Below are 18539 nucleotides of genomic sequence, written 5' to 3'. Positions count from 1 at the left end.
CTTCTCAACTTTCTACTTGACTATTTTGTCTATGCGGTTTACTGTCTTGGTCATGCGGATCCAAACACCGATATTCCGCGATCATCCGATCGCCGCGCTTGCCGTCATCTGCCTGAGCGTCTTCGTCATCAGTGTCGACGCGACCATCGTCAACGTCGCCCTGCCCACACTGTCGCGCGAACTCGACGCGAATACTGCTCAGCTGCAGTGGATCGTCGACGCGTACACGCTCGTCATGTCGGGTCTGATGCTGTCGGCCGGCAGCCTGAGCGACCGCTACGGCCGACGTGGGTGGCTCAGTTCGGGCCTTGCGGTGTTCGCGATCACTTCCGCTATTGCGGCGCACGCGAACTCGGCCGACGCGCTGATCGCTGCGCGCGCGGCGATGGGCGTGGGCGCAGCGGTAATCTTCCCGACCACCCTTGGCCTGATCACGAACATCTTCACCGATCCGGTACCGCGCGCGAAGGCGATCGGATTGTGGGCGGCCATGGTGGGCGTCGGTGTCGCCGCCGGACCGATCACCGCGGGCTGGCTGCTGGAGCACTTCTCGTGGGGTTCGATCTTCCTTGTCAACGTGCCGGTCGCGACGGTGGCCATTGTCGGCGGGGTGCTGTTTGTTCCGACGTCACGTGACCGGGCCGCGCCGCGCGTCGACGTGCCCGGCTTGATTCTGTCTTCGATCGGCGTGACGACCCTGGTCTACACCGTCATCGAGGCCCCGAATTGGGGCTGGGGCAGTGGCCGGACCGTCGTCGGTTTCGGGGCGGCGACCGTGGTTCTCGCCGCGTTCGCGCTGTGGGAGCGGCGCAGCTCTCATCCGATGCTTGACGTTTCGGTGTTCGGGAACCGGCGGTTCTCCGGCGGCAGCCTGGCAGTGACCGCGGGGTTCCTCACGTTGTTCGGCTTCATCTTCGTCATCACCCAGTATTTCCAATTCATCAAGAGCTACACCGCATTCGAGACCGGTGTGCGGCTGCTTCCCGTCGCGATATTGATCGCGGTCGCGAGCATCGTCGGACCGCGCATCGTCGAGCGAGTCGGCAGCACCGCCGTCGTGGCCGCCGGGCTGGCGATCTTCGCGGCCGGACTGGCATGGGCCTCGACCCTCGACGCGGCCACGCCGTACACCCAGATCGCGATGCAGATGGTGCTGCTCGGCGGCGGACTGGGGTTGACGACGGCGCCGGCCACCGAGGCGATCATGGGGTCGCTGTCCGCAGACAAGGCCGGTGTCGGCTCGGCAGTCAACGACACCACCCGCGAACTCGGCGGCACGCTCGGCGTCGCGGTCGTCGGCAGCGTGTTCGCCTCCGTGTACTCCGGTGGGCTCGCGTCCGAATCGCGGCTGGCCGCGTTGCCAGCCGATGTTCGTTCCACAATGGAACGGTCGATCGCCGCGGCCTACAAGGTGATTGGGCAATTACCGTCGCAGTCCCTCACCGATGTGCGCGATGCCGTCAACGACGCATTTCTCAACGGCCTTCAAGTCGGATCGTTGGTCTGCGCGGGCGTCGCGGTAGGCGCGGCAGGTGCCGTGGCATGGCTACTTCCGGCACATGCCCGCGAATCCACAACCGCAGCGCAAGACGCGCTGCCCGAGACGACAGGAGCCTGCGCATGAGCTACACGATGACGTGGAACGACGGCCGCGGAGAGATCAAGTTCTTCACCCGATCCACTGGCTCCCGGTTGCGGTACTTCACCGTTGGCAACGGCCCGCCATTGGTGCTGCTGCACACCGTCCGCACACAATTGGACTACTTCCAGCGCGTTATTCCCCTGGTCTGGGATTCCTATACCGTCTACGCGCTGGATCTGCCCGGCATGGGGTGGTCGGACATCGTGGCCGGCGCCGGCTATGAAGAACCGGCTTTTCGTGCGGCAGTGGTCGAGTTCGTCACCGGGCTGGATCTGTACGATGTCACGCTGGCCGGCGAATCTCTCGGGGCCGCAATCGCGTTGGGCGCATCAATCGACCTGAAAGAAAGGGTGGGCCGGGTCGTCGCCTTCAACAGCTACGACTACCCGAGCGGACTCGAACGGGGGAACTTGCTCGCCCGGTTCATCATTGGCAGCGTGCGGATGCCCGGGCTGGGACCCGTCTTCGCTCAGCTCGAGAACCGACCGATCATTCGGGGCGTCATGCAGGGCGGCTTCGTCGACAAGAGCAAGCTATCGAACGACTTCCTCGTCGAGCTCCGAAGAAGCGGTCGCCGAAAGGGTTATGCGAGGGTGAGCCGGGCAATCTACCGCAGCCTGAACTCGTTCATCAAGGCGCGAGACCGCTATGGGGACGTGCGGGCGCCGGTCACGCTGGTATACAGCGACACGGACTGGTCGCGCCCGGCGGAGCGCGATTACGTCGCACAACTGCTCAGCGACGTGGAGAGGATCAGCCTGCCCGACGCCGGGCACTTCTCCGCTCTCGAGCGACCGGCCGAGGTGGCGCGCATACTGCTGCGGGCGAAGTGACCGCGGGAGTTCGGTTTACCGGGTCTGCGGCCAGTTAGAAGCGTTGGCTCCTAACAGCGTTCGCTGCGCCGGTGCACAATGGGCAGCGATGACGCTGAACGCCAAGCGCCTGCGTATGCACGCCAAGCTCGCCGCGCTGCCCGGGGTGCGACCCGTGCGGCGACCGGTCACGCCGGGGAGCGGCCGGCGCTTCGACCTCTACTACGTGCGCACCGGCCGCAAGTCGGCGCATCCGCTGATCGTGATCCCCGGCGGGCCCGGCGCCGCGTCGGTTGCGCTGTACCGGGGTTTTCGCCGGCGAGCGGCGGCCAACGGACTGGACGTGATCATGATCGAGCACCGCGGCGTCGGCATGTCCCGCCACGACGATGCCGGCGCCGATTTGCCGCCCGAGGCGTTGACCATTGAGCAAGTGGTCGACGACGTCGCGGCGGTCCTCGACGATGCGCAGGTGGAGAACGCGGTCATCTACGGCACGTCATACGGCAGCTACATCGCCGCGGGTGTCGGGGTTCGCCACCCCCACCGGGTGCGCTCGATGATCCTGGACTCGCCGGTGTTGTCGCACCGCGACATCGAGTCGGTCCGCGAGGCCATCCGGCGGCTGCTGTGGGACGGCGAGGATCCGGACACGGCCCAACTCGCCGCGAAGGTAAGGCGCCTGGTCGACGACGGTGTGCTGACGCCGGCGGCCGGACCGCTGGCCGCAGCTGTATACGGGTACGGAGGGGCGGCGCTGCTGAACCGTCAACTCGACTTGCTGCTGCGCGGCCGCAGCTTGCTGTGGCGCTTGCTCTACCGGATGAGCCTGCTGTTGCTCGAACGCAAGGCGCCGTATCGCAACGAGGCCGACCTGGTCGAGCGGATCGGCTTCCGGGAGCTGAACTACGGCGCGGTGACCGATGGTCTGCCGCTGGATCCGGCGGTCGCTATGCGCGAGTTCGCCACGGATGCACCGGCTTTCGAGGCTGAGCCGTTCGACCTCGTCGCCGCGATGCCGAACTTCAGCTGGCCGACGGTGGTCATCTCCGGTGGTCGCGATCTGACGACGCCACCCGCGATCGCGGAGCGAATTGCGGCGCTGGTCCCAGACGCGGTGCTGGTCCGCCTGCCTAGCGCTGCCCACAGCGCTCTCGATACCCGAGAGCGTGCGGTGTTCGCGATCGTGAAGGCCGTCAACGCCGGAGACCATCACCGGTTGGCGGCCCAGGCGGCCAAGCTCGACCGCCTGCCGGGCCGGCCCGTGATGCGGCTGCTGGTGTCGGCGATTGCCGCGGCGGCCGCGATCGAGGGCGTGTTGCCCGTCATGCTGCCGCGCGGGCTGCGGACCTCGGCGCACTGACCGCCGGCTCGCCGCGGCGTGTCACTTCGTGAATCCGATTGCGGTGTAGTTTAAATCGGCGAGGCCGGTCGGACCGTAGTTTGCCAAGTTGCTCCGCACCCCGACGTTGCCGGGGGCCTGGGTCAGCGGCAGTGAGAAGCCCTCGTCCCAAATCATCGCGTCAAGCTCGTTGGCCAGCGCGCGCGCGGTGCCGGGGTCCAGCTCGGAGAGCGTCTGCTCGATCTTGGCGTCGATCTCCGGGCTGCCGATCTTGCCGACGTTGCCCTCGCCGTGTGACGCATATATCTGCGTCAGCGACGACAACGGGAAGGCATCACCGGACCAGCCGAACTGTGCGATGTCGAAGTCGCCGACGTTGATGTAGTTGGTGAAGAACCCGCCACCGGGTTTCACGTCGAGGTTGAGTTTGACCCCGATCTGCGCCAAATTGTTCTGCGCGATCTGTGCGTACTGCCGAGTGCTTTGCGCGTCGTAGAGCACGTCGCGGATGACAAGCTGGCGGCCGTCCTTCTCGCGGAACTGCCCGTTGAGCTTCCAGCCCAGCTGGTCGAGCTCTTTGCGGGCCTGGTCGGGGTTGTAAGCGGCTGGTGCGCTGTTGTTTTGGTATCCCTGTTGGCCGGCCACGTAGATGTGATTGTTCAGCGGCCTCGGGTTGTCGGCCAGCCCACGCTGGGTGACATCGGCGATGGTCTGACGGTCGATGCCCTTGGCGATCGCCAACCGCAGCTTCGGATCGGACAGGATGGATCCTGGAGCACCGTTGAACGTGAAGTGGTACCAACTGGCCGACGGAGCGCGCCGGATCGAGATGCCGGGTGTGCGCTGCGCGATGGTGAGCTCGTCGAGCGTACCGAGCCCGGTCGCATCGATCGCGTTGTTTTGCAGCGCCGGGATTCGCGCGGCGTCATCGAGCACCACGAACGTGATCGAGTTCAGCTTCGGCGTGGCGCCCCACCACTTCGGGTTGCGGGCCAGCACAACGCGCTGAGCGGTCTTGTCCAGCGTGGTCACGATGAACGGCCCCGCCGACGGGCCCGGCCCGTTCAACTGAGCGGTGTTGAATGCCTCGGGTGTCCCGGTCACGCTTCTCGGCAGCAGCATCGTGTTGCCGGCGAACATGCCGCGCCAATCGGCATACGGTTTATCGAACGTCATCACCGCCTGGCGGTCGTCGACGCCGCGGGTCACCGACTTGACGCGCTCGGAACCATTGGTGGCGGCGATCGCGAATCTCCTGTCGACGCCGCTGGTCGCATGGATCTGCGAGGCGATGTCCTCCCAGGTGATCGGGGTGCCGTCGGACCACACCGCCTTGGGGTTGATCGTGTAGGTGACCACTTGCGGGTTTGTATTGGTCAGCTCGACGTTGGTGAAATAGTCGGTGTTGACCCTGCTGGAGCCGTCGGGCGCGATTACGAATGAGCGCGGCATCGTCGGCCTCATCACGGCGCCGGTGTCGACGCTGTTGCCGTCGATGTGCAGCGTGTTGAAGTTCGGCGGGTATTCGGTCAGCGCCAGCCTCAGGTCGCCGCCATCCCGCAACGTGGCCGGGTCCTGCGCGTTGATATCGCTGGTTTTGCCGAGCTCGGCGGGACCGCCGGCGGACGGGGTCTGGTGCCTGCCGGCACAGCCTGTGAACGTCAGACCCGCCACCACAACAAGCACAGCGATGCCCCGGAGTTTGCGCAGCCGCGTCATCCGAACGACTTTAATTGCGGTTCGGCTTCGGCTGTGGCACCGCCGCGAGCAGCCGTCGCGTGTATTGGTCCTGTGGCGACGCGAATACCTGCTGCGCGTCGCCCTGCTCGACGATCACGCCGTTGTGCATCACGGCCACCCGGTGGGCCAGGTGTTTGACCACCGACAAATCGTGCGAGACGAACAAATAGGACAGCTCGAACCGGTCCTGCAGGTCCAGCAGCAGGTTGATGATGCCGGCCTGGATCGACACGTCGAGGGCCGAGACGGGCTCATCGAGGGCGAGGATCTTCGGCTGCAGCGCCAGCGCCCGCGCGATCCCGATGCGCTGCTTCTGGCCGCCGGAGAACTCGGCGGGATAGCGGCTCGCGTCGGCGCGGCGCAGCCCGACGATGTCCAGCAGCTCGGCCACCCGCTCGTCGGCGCGGCGCTTGTCGAAGCCGTTGGCGCGCAGGGGTTCAGCCAGCACATCGAATACCGGCAGCCGCGGGTCCAGCGACGCGACCGGGTCTTGGAACACCACCTGCAGGTCACCTCGCAACGCGCGGCGACGCCGCTTGTCAAGCGTCGCGACGTCCTCGCCGAGCACCTCGATCTGACCGGATTGCGGCGCCGCCAGGTCGAGGATCTGATGCAACGTGGTTGACTTGCCCGATCCCGATTCGCCCACAATGCCCAGCGTGCGGCCCTGCGGTAGCTCGAAGCTGACGCCGTCGACCGCGCGCACCTCGCCGACGTGGCGGCGCAGCACCACGCCCCTGGTGAGCGGGAAGGTCTTGACCAGATCCCGCACCCGCACCACCACGGGCGGCTCGCCTACTCGAGGTTGGGCCGGACGGGGCTGCGTCGAGACGCCGTAGATCTCCGACGCGCTGCGCCCGGTGACCTCGTCGGTGCGGATGCAGGCGGCGGTATGGGCAGTGCCGACGGGAATCAGTTCCGGTTCCCCGTCGCGGCACGCATCAATGGCGAGCGGGCAGCGGGGCACGAATGGGCAGATGTCGGGCTCCAGGGTCGCCAGCGACGGGGGAGCGCCGGGGATCGGAACAAGTCGAGCGCCCTGCGGCGCGTCCAGCCGCGGCACCGAGCCCAGCAGGCCCACCGTGTACGGCATCCGCCGATCCCGGTACAGCACGTCCACTTCTGCCGTCTCGACCGCCCGGCCGGCGTACATCACCAGCGCCCGGTCGGCGAACTCCGCGACCACGCCGAGGTCGTGGGTGATGATCAGCACGCCTGCGCCGGTGACGTCGCGCGCGGTCTTGAGCACCTCAAGAATCTGGGCCTGCACAGTGACATCCAGCGCGGTGGTGGGCTCGTCGCAGATCAGCAGGTCCGGGTCGTTGGCGATCGCGATCGCGATGACCACGCGCTGACGCTCGCCGCCGGACAGCTCGTGCGGAAACGCGCGGGCCCTTCGCTGGGGTTGCGCGATGCCGACCAGCTCGAGCAGTTCCACCGCGCGCTGCCGCGCAGCCCGCCGGCCAACATCGCGGCTGTGCACCTCGATGGCCTCGGCGATCTGGTCGCCGACGGTGTACACGGGAGTAAGCGCCGACATCGGATCCTGAAACACGGTGCCGATGGTCTTGCCGCGAATGCGCGACATCGGCCCGTCGGCCAACCTGAGCAGTTCGGCGCCGTGCAGTCGCACCGATCCGGATACCTCGGCGTACTCGGGCAGCAAGCCGACGATTGCCATGGCGCTGGCCGACTTCCCGGATCCCGACTCGCCGACCAGCGCGACGACCTCCCCCGGGTCGACCGAAAAGCTCATGCCGCGCACGGCGGAGACCCGCTCGGCGTCGGTCGTGAACGTCACCCGAAGGTCGGCGACCTCGAGCAGCTCGCTCACTTGCGCTGCCTCCGCCGCAGCGCCCGGCTGCCGGGATCGAGCGCGTCGCGCAGCCCGTCGCCAACCAGGTTGGCGCACAGCACGATGGCGATCAGCACTCCGGCCGGAAACAGAAACACCCACGGGAACGTCGTCACCGATGGGGTGCCGTCGGCGATCAGTGTGCCCAGCGACACGTCGGGGGGCTGTACGCCGAAACCCAAGAAGCTCAACCCGGTTTCGGCCAGGATCGCCACGCCGACGTTCAACGCGGTGTCGATGATCAGGATCGACGCGACGTTCGGCACGACGTGGCGGGCGATGATCTGCCAGCTGCTTACGCCCATATACCTCGCGGCCGCGACGAATTCGCGTTCGCGAAGGCTCATCGTCATGCCGCGCACGATGCGTGAGCTGATCATCCAGCTGAATCCGGCCAGCAACACAATCAGCCAGAAAATGCTGCCGGATTGTTTGGTGCGCGGCGTGACGATCGCAATCAGGATGAAGCTCGGGACCACAAGCAGCAGGTCGACGACCCACATCAGCGCGCGGTCACGCCAGCCGCCGAAATACCCGGCGGTCGAGCCGACAGTGGCGGCGATCACCGTGGAGATCAGCGCGACGCAGACGCCGATCAGCATCGACTTCTGCATGCCACGCAGGGTCTGGGCCAATAGGTCTTGGCCCAGTGAGTTGGTGCCGAACCAGTGGTCGACGGTCGGCGGCTGCAGCAGTGCGGTGTAGTCGAGGTCGGTGTAGCTGTACGGCAGCACCGGCGGCAACGTATAGCAGGCGATGAACAACGACACCAACAGGACCAGAGAGGTCACCGCGGGTTTATTGCGGAGGAATCGGCGCAACACCAGGTGGCGTCGCGATACGAACTTCGCGGCGTCGAGACCGGCCCGCACGGTGGCGGTTGTTTCTGGAGCGGCGGTCACGACACCCGCACCCGGGGGTCAAGGGCGGCGTAGATCACATCGGACAGTAGGCCGGCGAGCAGCACAGTCGCGCCGGTGAACACGGTGATTGCGGCGACGATGTTGGTGTCCTGCGTCGCGATGCCCTGAACCACCCACTCACCCATGCCATGCCAGCCGAAGATCTTCTCAATGAACACCGCCCCGGTGACCAGTCCGCTGACACCGTAGGCGAACAGGGTCGCCATCGGAATCAGTGCGGTGCGTAATCCGTGTTTGAACAGCGCTTTCCGCCGAGTCAAGCCCTTCGCGCGAGCGGTGCGGATGAAGTCCTGACCCAGCACGTCGAGCATGGCATTGCGTTGATAGCGGCTGAAACCCGCAATGCCGATTGCTGCCAGTGCGATGGTCGGCAACACCAAATGCTGCAGGCGGTCGACGAATTGGCTCCACCACCCACCCGTCACATTGGGTGACGTCTCGCCGGTGTACTCGAAAAGCTCGACGCCCAAAAAAGAATTCACCCGCAGTGCAACGAGAATCATCAGGCTCGCGATGACGAAACTCGGGGCACTCAACAGCAGTAGCGACAGCACCGTAATCAAGCGGTCGGACACGCGGTACTGCCTGATCGCACCCCACGCACCGACCACCACGCCGATCACCGTGCCGACCACGGACCCGATCACCAGCAGTCGCAAGCTGACCCCGATACGGCGCCACAGCTCCTGCGACACCGGCTGTCCGGTGATCGTGGTGCCGAAGTCTCCCTTGACCGCGCCGGCCACCCAATGGCCGTAGCGCAGTGGAACCGGTTCGTTCAGATCGAGCTCCCTGGCCTTGGCGTCGATCGCGGCCTGTGGGGGCCGCGGGCTGCGCTGCAACAGGCTTTCTAGCGGGTGGAAGGCCACCGAGGTGAGGCCGAAGGTCAGAAACGACGCCAGCACCAGCAACACGAGATAATTGAGTAGCCGGCGCACCAGGAAGCGCGTCATCGGCGGCTGCCGTGTCCGTGCTGCATGCGCTCAGAGTAGGAGATTGGACGGCTAGTCAACGGCCGTGCGGCCGGTAGCTGTGTATAAACTGTGAACTTGCTGTCGGATGGGTGCCGTTACGACCGCTGGCGGCGGGCGAGTAGCCCCCGGTCTGGGCCTGGGGTTTGTGCGTTTTCACGAATGGTCGTGATCGTGACCGGCCCATCTCGAAGTGGCCGTTGATAGCATCGGCACCCACCAGTACGAGGAGGTCCCAATGAGTGTGACCGACGAATATCTGGCCAACAATGCGGCGTATGCAAGCGACTTCAAGGGACCGCTGCCGTTGCCGCCGAGCAAGCATGTCGCGGTGGTGGCGTGCGTGCCATGAAGGAGCTGTCGTATCGGATCGAACGGGGCTGTGCGGCGCCGCCGGCGCTGGTCTATGGCGTGTTCGCGGATGTCGAGCGCTGGCCGACGTGGATGCCGGGCGTGCGCCGCGCCGCCTGGGATGTTGAGGGTCCCGCAGGCGGCGCAGGCGACGGCGCGATCAGGCGGTTCGGCGCACCCGGGGTGACGGCGCGGGAAAGGATCGTCGTCGCCGATCCGCCGCACCATCAGGGCTACACCCTGTTGTCTGGGCTTCCTCTCGACGACTACCGGGCCGACGTGCACATCGATGAGCGTCCCGGGGGGTCGCTGATCAGGTGGGAGGCCACGTTCCGGTCGCGAATCCCGGTTGTCGGCAAACTGCTCGAGGCACTGATGACCCTGGCCATGACCGGCGCGGCGCGGGCGCTGGCGAAAGAGGCGGAGCGCCAACACAGGCTGCCGTAGGCGTCAGCCGAGCTTGTATGTGGCAATCGCCTTCGCGACGAGATCGCCGTTCGACAGCAGTATTTCGGCCTCGCAGTTGACAAGTGACCTGCCGCGACGCAACACACGCCCGACCCCGATGAGATCGGTCGAGCGGGCGGGCGAGCAGCCGCAACCGCACGTTGTCCGGCTCGAGAACGTCGGCGACGATGCCCAGCTTCTTGACGAACGGGGACGCGGGCAGGAACCGGGCGATGACGTCGCGGCCGTCCTTGGGCGCTTCGGTGCAGGTCGACATGCGCCCAGTATGTCGGTTGAGCCGTGATCAGCCGCCCGACCCGTATGGGCGCGTGAGGATCTCCAGGTAGTGCCCGGCCGGATCACAGAAGTAAACGCCGCGGCCGCCGTCATTGTGGTTGATCTCGCCCGGGCGGGTCGCGCCGGGATCGGCCCAGTGGTCGAGCCCCCACGACTGGATGCGCCCGTAGATGTCGTCGAACTCTTCTTCTGACACCAAAAACGCGTAATGCTGTGGGCGGATCTCGTCACCGGCCGGCGTCTCGGCGTAGTCGAGGTCGACGCCGTTGGGCAGCCTCACCGTCAGGAAGTGGGCGAACGGTGCAGGGCTCGGGAGATCGAACAACTCGGTGAGGAATGTTGCCGACTGTTTCTTGTCGCGGGCGGCGACGATCGTGTGGTTGAACGTGATGGTCATCGAAGACCCCCTGTACGTCGGCGCCTCCATGCCTGACGCGGCCCGTCACCGGCACGCGACGCTGTTGCCAGTCAACCAGTTTCAATCGATCCGTGGCAACTGCCTGGGGCGGGGCGCAGCGACCGGGGAAGCACGTTGCAGGATGAGGAAATGGCCGGCGGCGACATCCTGATCTGGGACCGCGTACTGCTGCGACCGCCTCGGCTCGATGACGCCGAGGCTTTGTTCGCGTGCATCGCATCCGATCCGGAAGTGACCCGATACCTGTCGTGGATGCCGCACTCGGATGTCGGCGAGACTCGCCGCGTGATCACCGAGCTGTTCAACGTCGGCGACGAGCAGACATGGCTTATCGAACTGCGTCAGACCGGTGAGGCGGTGGGGCTGTGCGGTGTGCGGCGGGTCAGCCATGCGGTGGAGCTGGGCTACTGCCTTGCCCGCGAATGGTGGGGCCGCGGAATCATGTCCGAGGTGCTGCGGCTGTTGCTGACCGAGCTGCAACGCGACCCCAGGGTGTTCCGGGTGTGGGCGGTGTGCCATGTCGACAACGCACGATCGGTGCGGCTGCTGCAGCGCAGCGGCCTGTCGCTGGAAGGGCGGCTGGTGCGCTACGGCATGTACCCGAACCTCAGCACGGAGCCGCAGGACTCGCTGCTGTTCGCGAAGGCCATGCGCTAGCAGAACCCGGGCCGCACCGGAAGGGCCGGCAATGTCGGCTCCGACGCCCCACGAACCGCTCATAGTCGTCGCTTTGAAGAGAGCATGCGGGGCTGCCGCGCCATCGGTGTGGCCTTGGTCTCGTGCCGTGAGATTATCCGGTTCCCCGTGATACCAAGGGTTGAACGGGCTGGCGTAGGACGGCCGGCGAGGAGGCGACGATGCCGACGAGGTTCGATCTACGGGATCTTGCTGTGCCGGTGATCGTCGCGCCGATGGCGGGCGGGCCGTCGACGCCGGAGCTGGCGGCCGCCGGAACCAACACCGGTGGCCTGGGATTCGTGGCGGCCGGCTACCTGGCGGCCGAGGCGTTCGCGGACCGGATCGTCGCCGCAAGGAAGCTGACATCGGGCCCGCTTGGGGCGAATCTCTTTGTGCCGCAGCCCAGTGCGGCCACGCGAGATGGTATCGAAGGCTATGCGGCTGCACTGGCTGCCGAGGCGCAACATTACGGCGTGCGGCTCGGGCAGCCGCGCTACACCGACGATGAGTGGTCGGCGAAGCTCGACGTCCTGCTCGACCTGCGGCCCGAGGTGGTGTCGTTCACGTTCGGGTTGCCGACGACGGAGGAGTGCGCGCGGCTGCGGGACGCCGGGATCACGACCGTGGGCACCGTGACAAGCATCGACGAGGCGCAGACGGCGGTGGCGCGCGGTGTGGACGCGCTGGCGGCACAGGGCCCGGGAGCGGGCGGGCATCGCGGCACATTCGACCCCACGGCGCGGCCCGCGACCGAACCGTTGCCCGAGTTGCTCGGCGCGGTGCTGTCGCGCGTCGATGTTCCTGTCGCCGCGGCGGGCGGCCTCATCACGCCCGACGACGTCCGACGCGTCCTGCAGGCCGGCGCCGTGGCCGCTCAACTCGGCACCGCGTTCCTGCTGGCGGACGAGGCCGGAAGCAGCCCGGTGCACCGGGCTGCGTTGCAGGACGCGCAGTTCACCGAAACCGTTGTGACGCGGGCGTTTTCCGGCCGTTATGCGCGCGGGCTGCGAAATCGCTTCATCGATGAGCACGAGCCCGAGGCACCGTTCGGTTATCCCGAGATTCACTACCTGACCAGTCCCGTCCGGGCGGCCTCGGTGCGGGCGGGCGACCCGCATGCGACGAACGTGTGGGCCGGCACCGGATTTCAGAAGGCCAAGGCCGCCCCGGTCGCCGAGATCATGGGGGAGCTGGCGTCGTGCACGTAGGCATGACAATGCCGGTGATGGAGCCGGACCTCGATGCGGCGACGCTACAAGCCTGGGCGCGGGACATCGACGACGGGCCGTTCTCGTCGCTGTGTCTCGGCGAGCGGATAGCGTTCGACAACCCCGACACCCTGACGCTGCTGGGTGCGCTCGCGGCGTGGACGCACCGGGTTCGGTTGGTCACCACGGTGATTGTGCCGCAGTTGCATGACCCGGTAATGCTCGCCAAGGGTCTCGCGACCGGCGACGTGCTCAGCGGCGGCCGACTCACCGTCGGCCTCGGGGTCGGCGGTCGTGCCGAGGACTATCACGCCGTGGGCGCCGACACCCAGGCCCAGACGATGCGCGGTATGGCCGAGCGGGTCGCGGTCATGAGACGCGTCTGGGCGGGCGAGAAGGTGACGGAGTCGATCCGTCCCGTCGGGCCGCGACCGGTGCAAGCGGGCGGCCCCGAGCTGCTCGTCGGCACAATGGGGCCGCGCACGGTGCGCAGCGCGGCGGCGTGGGCCGACGGCCTGGCCGGCACGACCCTGGACTTGGATGTGGCGAAGGTGCACAGTCTGTTCGAGGTCGCGCGGGCCGCATGGGCCGAAGCCGGCAGGCGGAAGCCGCACCTGACCACGTCGTTCTGGTTCGCGATCGGGGACGAGGCGGACGCTCGCGCTCAGATTCACCGGCATCTGCGGCATTACATGAATTGGGTCCCAACCGATTACGTCGACGTGATGGCGCCCGCCACCGGCTGGGCCGGCGGTGAGGGTGAGCTTCGTGACACTCTGAAGAAGTTCGCCGACATCGGAACCGACGAGGTGCAGCTCATCCCGACGAGTTCGGACGTCAGCCAGCTGCGCCGGGCCGCCGGCGTGGTCGCCGACCATGCCTGACGCGTTTCATCGAAGTTCGAACGGAATCTCGGCAACTAACGTGGTGCCATCTCCCGGGTGGCTCGTGATCGCGATATGCCCGCCGAGCGCCTGGACGCGGTCCTTTAAACCGATCAGCCCGGATCCCTTGCGGAGGTCGGCGCCGCCGATTCCGTCGTCGCTGACCGAGAGGCGGACGGTCTCATCGCAGGCGGCCACGCTCACCGTCACCGTCGACGCTTGTGAATGTTTGGCGGCGTTCGTTAGTGATTCGGACACCACGTAATACGTGGCGACTTCGACGGATTCGGGCAACCGTCGTTTGACGTCGACAGTGAGTTCGACCGGAACCGGTGAGCGACCGGCGAGTGTCCTGAGGGCCGGACCAAGTCCGCCCCTGGACAGGTTTGCCGGATGGATGCCACGCGAAATCTCTTGCAGCTCCTCGGAGACCCCGACCAGCCCCATCGCGATGTCGGAAATCTGCTTCTTGAGCGCGTCTTGGTCCGCCGGCACCGCGACCTCCGCCGACCGCAACTGCAACCCCAGCGACACCAGCCGCTGCTGCGCGCCGTCGTGAAGGTCGCGTTCGATGCGGCGCCGCGCGCCATCGGCCGCCGCGACGATCCGGGCGCGAGACGCCGTCAACTCGGCGCGCGCGGTGGCGTTCGCGATGGCGATCCCAACGAGATCGGCGAAGTCGGCGACGCGCGCCTCGGTGTCGGCTGGAGGTGGTTCGGGTTGCGACGATCCAACGATCGCCACGCCCCACAGCCGCCCCCCGACGACGATCGGCGCTCCGACGCCGGAGCGAAGCCCCAATGCTCGCACCCGTTCTGCGGCCGGCCCCGCCGCGTCCTGGTGGCTTTCGATCCGGGCGGGGCTGCCGGTGCGAAACACCAACCCCGCGACATTGTCGCCCTCGAGCGGAAGTACCGTGCCGACCGGCATCCTCGGCGATCCCGCTTCGTCGTGGGCCGCCACGAGAACCGCAGAGCCGTCGGGCTCGTAACGGAACAGACCCGCGTTGTGCACACCCAACGCCTCGGCCATTTCGTCAGCGACTGCCGTGAACACCTCCGTGGCGGAAACCCCTCGCGCCACCAGGGTGGCTATATGACGTAACGCGGCCTGCTGCTGAGCGAGCACGCTGACTTGGGCAGCCGCCCGGCTCGCCTCGCGTCGGCGTTGGTCCGCTTCGGCTGCGCGCAGGCGGGCCTGGCCCACCAGCGCGTTGGCCAGCAGCGCGATCGGCAGGAAGACGAGTATCGCCACCGAAGCCTGCGGGCGTGTCGGCAGCAGCCCGCCGCCGGTCCCGAGGTGGGAATACATGTAGACGGCGGCGCTCGCCAGCGTGGTCAACAACGCCAGCCCGAACCCCCATCCGGCCGAGATGATCAGGATGCCGAGCAGGAAGACGGCGCCGAAGGTGTTACCCGGGCCAACCTGCTGGAGGACGTGGACCAACACCGTTTCTGCGGCGATCAAAATGGCGGCGACCGCGACGCCGAGGCTCAGCGGCGGTGCGGTGGGGTGCACCAACAGCGAGAGCAGCCGTGCGCGTACAGCCGGCCGCCCCGATTCGGCATCGACCGGGTGGCCGGAGGAATCCGTTGACCTCGATTCGTCGCGCATGCACCTCTAATTGTGATTCGGTCGTCTTGCTGAGTTAACACCGACCTCGTCGGCCCGATTCCTTTCCGGCCGGCGCGCGGTCCATATAGCCATGGAACCGATCAAGCTCAACGATGTGGCACACGAGGTGCTCGACGGACCGCACGTTTCGATCCTCGCGACGTCCAACGCCAATGGGCGGCCGCAGTCGTCGGTGATTTTCGTCAAGCGGGACGGCAACGCGGTGGTGTTCAGCACGATCAAGGGCCGCCTGAAGACTCGCAACATGCTCCGCGATCCTCGGGTGAGCCTGCTGGTGGTGAACCCCACGACGGGCCGTTACGTCGAGATCCGCGGCACCGTCGACATCACCGACGACCCGGAGAAACGACTGCTGCATGAGATGTACGACAGATACATGGGCGGTGCGACACCGCCGCCCGAGCCGGACGCCGAACGGTTGATTGTTCGAATCACCCCCGAGAGGCTCTACCAATGGCCACCGGCAGCGCCGAGCGCTTGAACACAGACTTCGCCCGCGACACCGAGCCGTTCCGGCGGGAACTGCTAGCGCATTGCTACCGCATGCTCGGCTCTGTCCAAGATGCCGAAGACACCGTGCAGGAAACCTACCTGCGCGCGTGGCGGTCCTACGGCGGCTTCGAGAACAGGTCGTCGGTGCGCACTTGGCTTCATCGCATCGCGACCAACGTCTGCGTGACCGCTCTGCAGCACGGCAACCGGCGGATGTTGCCATCCGGGCTCGGAGGTCCCAGCGATGATCCGCACGCCGAGCCTGTCGCGGCGGAATCAAATGTCAGTTGGCTGCAACCTATTCCGGACGCCCTGGTGGAGTCGGCCTACGGAGATCCGGAGGCGGTCGTCACTTCGCGCGAGAGCCTGCGGCTCGCGCTGCTAGCCAGCCTGCAGTATCTGCCATCACAACAACGCGCGGTGCTGCTGCTGCGAGATGTTTTGGCGTTTCGTGCCACGGACGTGGCCGACATGCTCGGGATCAGCGTGTCTGCCGTCAAGAGCGCGTTGCAGCGGGCGCGTGCCAACATCAGGGACGCGGCACCGACGCCCGACGAGATCACCGAACCGACCGAACCGCGCGCTCGCGAACTTGTCGACCAGTACATCGCCGCCTTCGAAAACGCCGACACCGCAATGTTGCAGCGAGCGTTGCGGCACGACGCCGCACTGGAAATGGTCGGCTCCCGCACATGGTTCGACGGCGTCGTCAGCTGTGTGCCATACCTGGCGAGCCAGGTACTGGGATCCCGCGGAGACTGGCGCATGGTCGCAATTGCCGCGAACGGGCAACCGGCGGTGGCGGCCTATCGTCGCGCCGACGACGGCGGCCTGCACGCATTCGGCATCGCCGTGCTGACGGTCACCCTGGCCGGCATCACCCGGATCGTCGTTTTCGGCGATCCGGGCTTGGTTACCGCGTTCGGTTTACCGGAATCCGTCGCGGCCTGACGGTAGCGGCGGCCGCCGCCGGCCACGGACACATCGCGGGGTGTCGTTATCGCGGGTGTCGTCATCGCGAGTGTCGTCATCATCTGGGTGTCGTCGGCTCAGATAGCTCTGTCACAGAGCTATTATGGGGGTGGTGGAGACCCGCGCCGACGTCGTATCCGAGCTGTTTGCCGTGGTCGGTCGATTTCGCCGTCAGCTGCGCCGATCGACGGGCGGCGGCTTCGACATGGCCGGGTTGACGGAGGCCCAGGGCGAGCTGCTGCGGTTAGTCGCCCGGCGACCGGGTATCTCGATCCGGGAAGCCGCGGACGAACTGGGGCTGATGCCGAACACCGCGTCGACATTGGTATCCAAGCTGGCCGCGGACGGCCTGGTGGTCCGCGCTGTCGACACAGACGACCGCCGGGTCGCGCGGCTGCGACTGACCCATCCGGCACAGCGGATTGCCGATGCGTCGCATGCCGCACGGCGGGCGGCGTTGTCGGGTGTGCTCGAAGAACTGGACGACGGCGAGCTCGACGCGTTGACGGGCGGTTTGCGGGTCATGGCCGTAGTGACCCAGAGGCTTCACGAAAGGACAACATGAGCGCGCTCAGCGAACTGGCCATCGATTGTCGACACCTGACCCATCGTTATGGCCAGTTTGTTGCGGTCGACGACCTGACCCTGCAGGTCGGCGCCGGCGAGACCGTCGGCCTGCTCGGGCCAAACGGAGCAGGCAAGACCACAGTCGTGCGCGTGCTGACCACGCTGACACCGGTTCAGTACGGCGAGGTGTTCGTATTCGGCCTCGACACCCGTCGGCACACCATGGATATCCGCTACAACATCGGCTATGTGCCCCAGCAGCTTTCGATCGAGCCGGCGCTAACCGGCAGACAGAATGTGGAGTGGTTCGCGCGGCTCTACGATGTGCCGCGCGCCGAGCGGAATGATCGTGTCGAGGAGGCCCTCGGTGCGATGAAGTTGATCGACGTCGCCGACGGACTGGCCAGTACGTACTCCGGAGGCATGGTGCGGCGGCTGGAACTGGCCCAGGCGCTCGTCAACCGACCGTCCTTACTAATACTGGACGAACCGACCGTGGGCCTGGATCCGATTGCGCGCGACGGTGTGTGGTTGCATGTGCGGCGGATGCAGGACGAGTTCGGGATGACGGTGCTGCTGACCACCCACTACATGGAGGAGGCCGACGCACTGTGTGACCGGGTCGCGCTGCTGCACCACGGCACGCTGCGGGCTGTCGGGTCGCCCGCGGAATTGAAGGCGGCGGTGGCGCCCGATGCGACGCTTGAGGACGTGTTCCGGCATCACGCGGGATCCGAACTCGGCGGCGACACCTCAGGTACCGGCCTGCGCGAAATCCGTTCGACGCGAAGGACGGTGCGTCGTGTCAGTTGAGCACGCGGCCGAGTCCAGGATCGTTCGCGCGCCACGCGGCTGGCGGCGGCTGCGCGGCTTGGTGCTACAGGTCGGCACGTTTTCGTTGGTCGAGCTGCAGAAGTTGCGCCACGATCGCGCCGAGCTCGTCACCCGCATGGTGCAGCCGGCGCTGTGGCTGCTGATATTTGGAACGACGTTCTCCCGGCTGCGCGTTATCGACACCGGCCATGTTCCGTATCTGGCGTTCCTGGCGCCGGGCATCATCGCGCAGTCGGCGTTGTTCATCTCGATCTTCTACGGCATTCAGATCATCTGGGATCGCGACGCCGGGGTACTAGCCAAGCTGATGGTGACGCCTGCACCCGCATCGGCGCTGATCACGGGCAAGTCGTTCGCGGCCGGTGTGCGATCGGTGGCGCAAGTGATCGGCGTCATCGCGCTGGCGTATTTGACGGGCGTGCAGATGACGGTGAATCCGCTGCGAATCCTGGCCGCGATGGGTGTTGTCGT

At 66.6% G+C, this 18539-nt stretch carries 18 protein-coding genes and 2 pseudogenes; 13 read left to right on the top strand and 7 right to left on the bottom strand.

Annotated elements, in window-relative coordinates; all coding sequences use genetic code 11:
- The first annotated feature begins 52 nt into the window (after positions 1-52).
- The 3 genes from VE759_RS09550 (at position 53) to VE759_RS09540 (ending at position 3817) form a co-directional block, all read left to right on the top strand.
- A complete protein-coding gene (locus VE759_RS09550; protein WP_324930885.1) occupies positions 53-1624 on the top strand; it encodes an MFS transporter in 1572 nt (523 codons plus the stop codon).
- Positions 1621-2475 (top strand): alpha/beta hydrolase, encoded by an 855-nt coding sequence (locus VE759_RS09545; RefSeq protein WP_324930883.1) that lies wholly within the window; start codon positions 1621-1623, stop codon positions 2473-2475. The genes VE759_RS09550 and VE759_RS09545 overlap by 4 nt, the downstream gene beginning before the upstream one ends.
- A gap of 88 nt (positions 2476-2563) precedes the next feature.
- On the top strand, positions 2564-3817 hold the full coding sequence (locus VE759_RS09540; RefSeq protein WP_324930880.1) for an alpha/beta fold hydrolase: 1254 nt from the start codon (positions 2564-2566) through the stop codon (positions 3815-3817).
- Positions 3818-3838: 21 nt separating this feature from the next.
- Here the strand turns inward: VE759_RS09540 and VE759_RS09535 are convergent, their stop codons facing one another.
- Genes VE759_RS09535 through VE759_RS09520 form a run of 4 tightly spaced genes read right to left on the bottom strand, consistent with a single transcriptional unit; the run spans position 3839 to position 9267 of the window.
- Positions 3839-5515, bottom strand: a complete 1677-nt coding sequence (locus tag VE759_RS09535; RefSeq protein ID WP_324930877.1) for an ABC transporter family substrate-binding protein — start codon at positions 5513-5515, stop codon at positions 3839-3841.
- 10 nt (positions 5516-5525) lie between these two features.
- The gene (locus VE759_RS09530; RefSeq protein ID WP_324930874.1) at positions 5526-7370 is read right to left on the bottom strand and encodes an ABC transporter ATP-binding protein; all 1845 of its coding nucleotides are present in this window, start codon (positions 7368-7370) and stop codon (positions 5526-5528) included.
- Positions 7367-8263 carry an ABC transporter permease gene (locus VE759_RS09525; protein ID WP_324930931.1) on the bottom strand — a complete coding sequence of 299 codons (897 nt, stop codon included), beginning with the start codon at positions 8261-8263 and terminating at the stop codon, positions 7367-7369. Before VE759_RS09525 ends, VE759_RS09530 begins: the two co-directional genes overlap by 4 nt.
- Positions 8264-8289: 26 nt before the next feature.
- Positions 8290-9267 carry an ABC transporter permease gene (locus tag VE759_RS09520; RefSeq protein WP_324930871.1) on the bottom strand — a complete coding sequence of 326 codons (978 nt, stop codon included), beginning with the start codon at positions 9265-9267 and terminating at the stop codon, positions 8290-8292.
- A 256-nt stretch (positions 9268-9523) separates the two neighbouring features.
- Between VE759_RS09520 and VE759_RS09515 the strand changes: the two are divergent.
- Both VE759_RS09515 and VE759_RS09510 read left to right on the top strand, forming a co-directional pair.
- Positions 9524-9631, top strand: a pseudogene (locus VE759_RS09515) (carbonic anhydrase); the annotation flags it as partial.
- Positions 9632-9633: 2 nt separating this feature from the next.
- Positions 9634-10083, top strand: a complete 450-nt coding sequence (locus VE759_RS09510) for an SRPBCC family protein (protein ID WP_324930928.1) — start codon at positions 9634-9636, stop codon at positions 10081-10083.
- Between the two features lie 3 nt (positions 10084-10086).
- On the opposite strand, the pseudogene VE759_RS09505 reads toward VE759_RS09510, so the two are convergent.
- Together VE759_RS09505 and VE759_RS09500 are read right to left on the bottom strand one after the other, a co-directional pair.
- Positions 10087-10360: pseudogene (locus VE759_RS09505) on the bottom strand (PaaI family thioesterase).
- A 27-nt stretch (positions 10361-10387) separates the two neighbouring features.
- Positions 10388-10777: a VOC family protein gene (locus VE759_RS09500; protein ID WP_324930868.1), complete on the bottom strand. Its 390-nt coding sequence runs from the start codon at positions 10775-10777 to the stop codon at positions 10388-10390.
- Positions 10778-10927: 150 nt separating this feature from the next.
- On the opposite strand from VE759_RS09500, the gene VE759_RS09495 reads away from it, so the two are divergent.
- From VE759_RS09495 to VE759_RS09485, 3 genes are all read left to right on the top strand, one after another.
- The gene (locus VE759_RS09495; protein ID WP_324930865.1) at positions 10928-11455 is read left to right on the top strand and encodes a GNAT family N-acetyltransferase; all 528 of its coding nucleotides are present in this window, start codon (positions 10928-10930) and stop codon (positions 11453-11455) included.
- 200 nt (positions 11456-11655) lie between these two features.
- Positions 11656-12684: a nitronate monooxygenase gene (locus VE759_RS09490; RefSeq protein ID WP_324930862.1), complete on the top strand. Its 1029-nt coding sequence runs from the start codon at positions 11656-11658 to the stop codon at positions 12682-12684.
- A gap of 2 nt (positions 12685-12686) precedes the next feature.
- Entirely contained in the window at positions 12687-13568 is an 882-nt protein-coding gene (locus VE759_RS09485; RefSeq protein ID WP_324930925.1) for an LLM class flavin-dependent oxidoreductase, read from the top strand.
- Positions 13569-13574: 6 nt separating this feature from the next.
- Here VE759_RS09485 and VE759_RS09480 read toward each other — a convergent pair whose 3' ends face one another.
- Complete coding sequence (locus VE759_RS09480) at positions 13575-15182, bottom strand: GAF domain-containing sensor histidine kinase (protein ID WP_324930859.1); 1608 nt, start codon at positions 15180-15182, stop codon at positions 13575-13577.
- 91 nt (positions 15183-15273) lie between these two features.
- On the opposite strand from VE759_RS09480, the gene VE759_RS09475 reads away from it, so the two are divergent.
- The 5 genes from VE759_RS09475 to VE759_RS09455 form a co-directional block, all read left to right on the top strand.
- Positions 15274-15684: a PPOX class F420-dependent oxidoreductase gene (locus VE759_RS09475; protein WP_324930856.1), complete on the top strand. Its 411-nt coding sequence runs from the start codon at positions 15274-15276 to the stop codon at positions 15682-15684.
- A complete protein-coding gene (locus VE759_RS09470; RefSeq protein WP_324930854.1) occupies positions 15657-16646 on the top strand; it encodes an RNA polymerase subunit sigma-70 in 990 nt (329 codons plus the stop codon). Before VE759_RS09475 ends, VE759_RS09470 begins: the two co-directional genes overlap by 28 nt.
- 124 nt (positions 16647-16770) lie before the next feature.
- Positions 16771-17232 (top strand): MarR family winged helix-turn-helix transcriptional regulator, encoded by a 462-nt coding sequence (locus VE759_RS09465; protein WP_324930852.1) that lies wholly within the window; start codon positions 16771-16773, stop codon positions 17230-17232.
- The gene (locus tag VE759_RS09460; protein WP_324930849.1) at positions 17229-18047 is read left to right on the top strand and encodes an ATP-binding cassette domain-containing protein; all 819 of its coding nucleotides are present in this window, start codon (positions 17229-17231) and stop codon (positions 18045-18047) included. Before VE759_RS09465 ends, VE759_RS09460 begins: the two co-directional genes overlap by 4 nt.
- Positions 18037-18539, top strand: a 503-nt coding sequence (locus VE759_RS09455; RefSeq protein WP_324930846.1) for an ABC transporter permease, incomplete at its 3' end; no start/stop codon positions are given. The genes VE759_RS09460 and VE759_RS09455, both read left to right, overlap by 11 nt.

This window comes from Mycobacterium sp. (assembly GCF_035640695.1).
Lineage (GTDB): Bacteria > Actinomycetota > Actinomycetes > Mycobacteriales > Mycobacteriaceae > Mycobacterium.
Note: the sequence above shows the minus strand (reverse complement) of the source record. Positions and strands in the feature narration are given on the sequence as shown.

Coding starts and splice junctions, on each gene's coding strand:
- VE759_RS09550 (WP_324930885.1), top strand. CDS start 53: ATGCGGATCCAAACACCGATATTCCGCGATCATCCGATCGCCGCGCTT.
- VE759_RS09545 (WP_324930883.1), top strand. CDS start 1,621: ATGAGCTACACGATGACGTGGAACGACGGCCGCGGAGAGATCAAGTTC.
- VE759_RS09540 (WP_324930880.1), top strand. CDS start 2,564: ATGACGCTGAACGCCAAGCGCCTGCGTATGCACGCCAAGCTCGCCGCG.
- VE759_RS09535 (WP_324930877.1), bottom strand. CDS start 5,515: ATGACGCGGCTGCGCAAACTCCGGGGCATCGCTGTGCTTGTTGTGGTG.
- VE759_RS09520 (WP_324930871.1), bottom strand. CDS start 9,267: ATGACGCGCTTCCTGGTGCGCCGGCTACTCAATTATCTCGTGTTGCTG.
- VE759_RS09510 (WP_324930928.1), top strand. CDS start 9,634: ATGAAGGAGCTGTCGTATCGGATCGAACGGGGCTGTGCGGCGCCGCCG.
- VE759_RS09500 (WP_324930868.1), bottom strand. CDS start 10,777: ATGACCATCACGTTCAACCACACGATCGTCGCCGCCCGCGACAAGAAA.
- VE759_RS09495 (WP_324930865.1), top strand. CDS start 10,928: ATGGCCGGCGGCGACATCCTGATCTGGGACCGCGTACTGCTGCGACCG.
- VE759_RS09490 (WP_324930862.1), top strand. CDS start 11,656: ATGCCGACGAGGTTCGATCTACGGGATCTTGCTGTGCCGGTGATCGTC.
- VE759_RS09485 (WP_324930925.1), top strand. CDS start 12,687: ATGACAATGCCGGTGATGGAGCCGGACCTCGATGCGGCGACGCTACAA.
- VE759_RS09480 (WP_324930859.1), bottom strand. CDS start 15,182: ATGCGCGACGAATCGAGGTCAACGGATTCCTCCGGCCACCCGGTCGAT.
- VE759_RS09475 (WP_324930856.1), top strand. CDS start 15,274: ATGGAACCGATCAAGCTCAACGATGTGGCACACGAGGTGCTCGACGGA.
- VE759_RS09470 (WP_324930854.1), top strand. CDS start 15,657: ATGGCCACCGGCAGCGCCGAGCGCTTGAACACAGACTTCGCCCGCGAC.
- VE759_RS09465 (WP_324930852.1), top strand. CDS start 16,771: ATGGGGGTGGTGGAGACCCGCGCCGACGTCGTATCCGAGCTGTTTGCC.
- VE759_RS09460 (WP_324930849.1), top strand. CDS start 17,229: ATGAGCGCGCTCAGCGAACTGGCCATCGATTGTCGACACCTGACCCAT.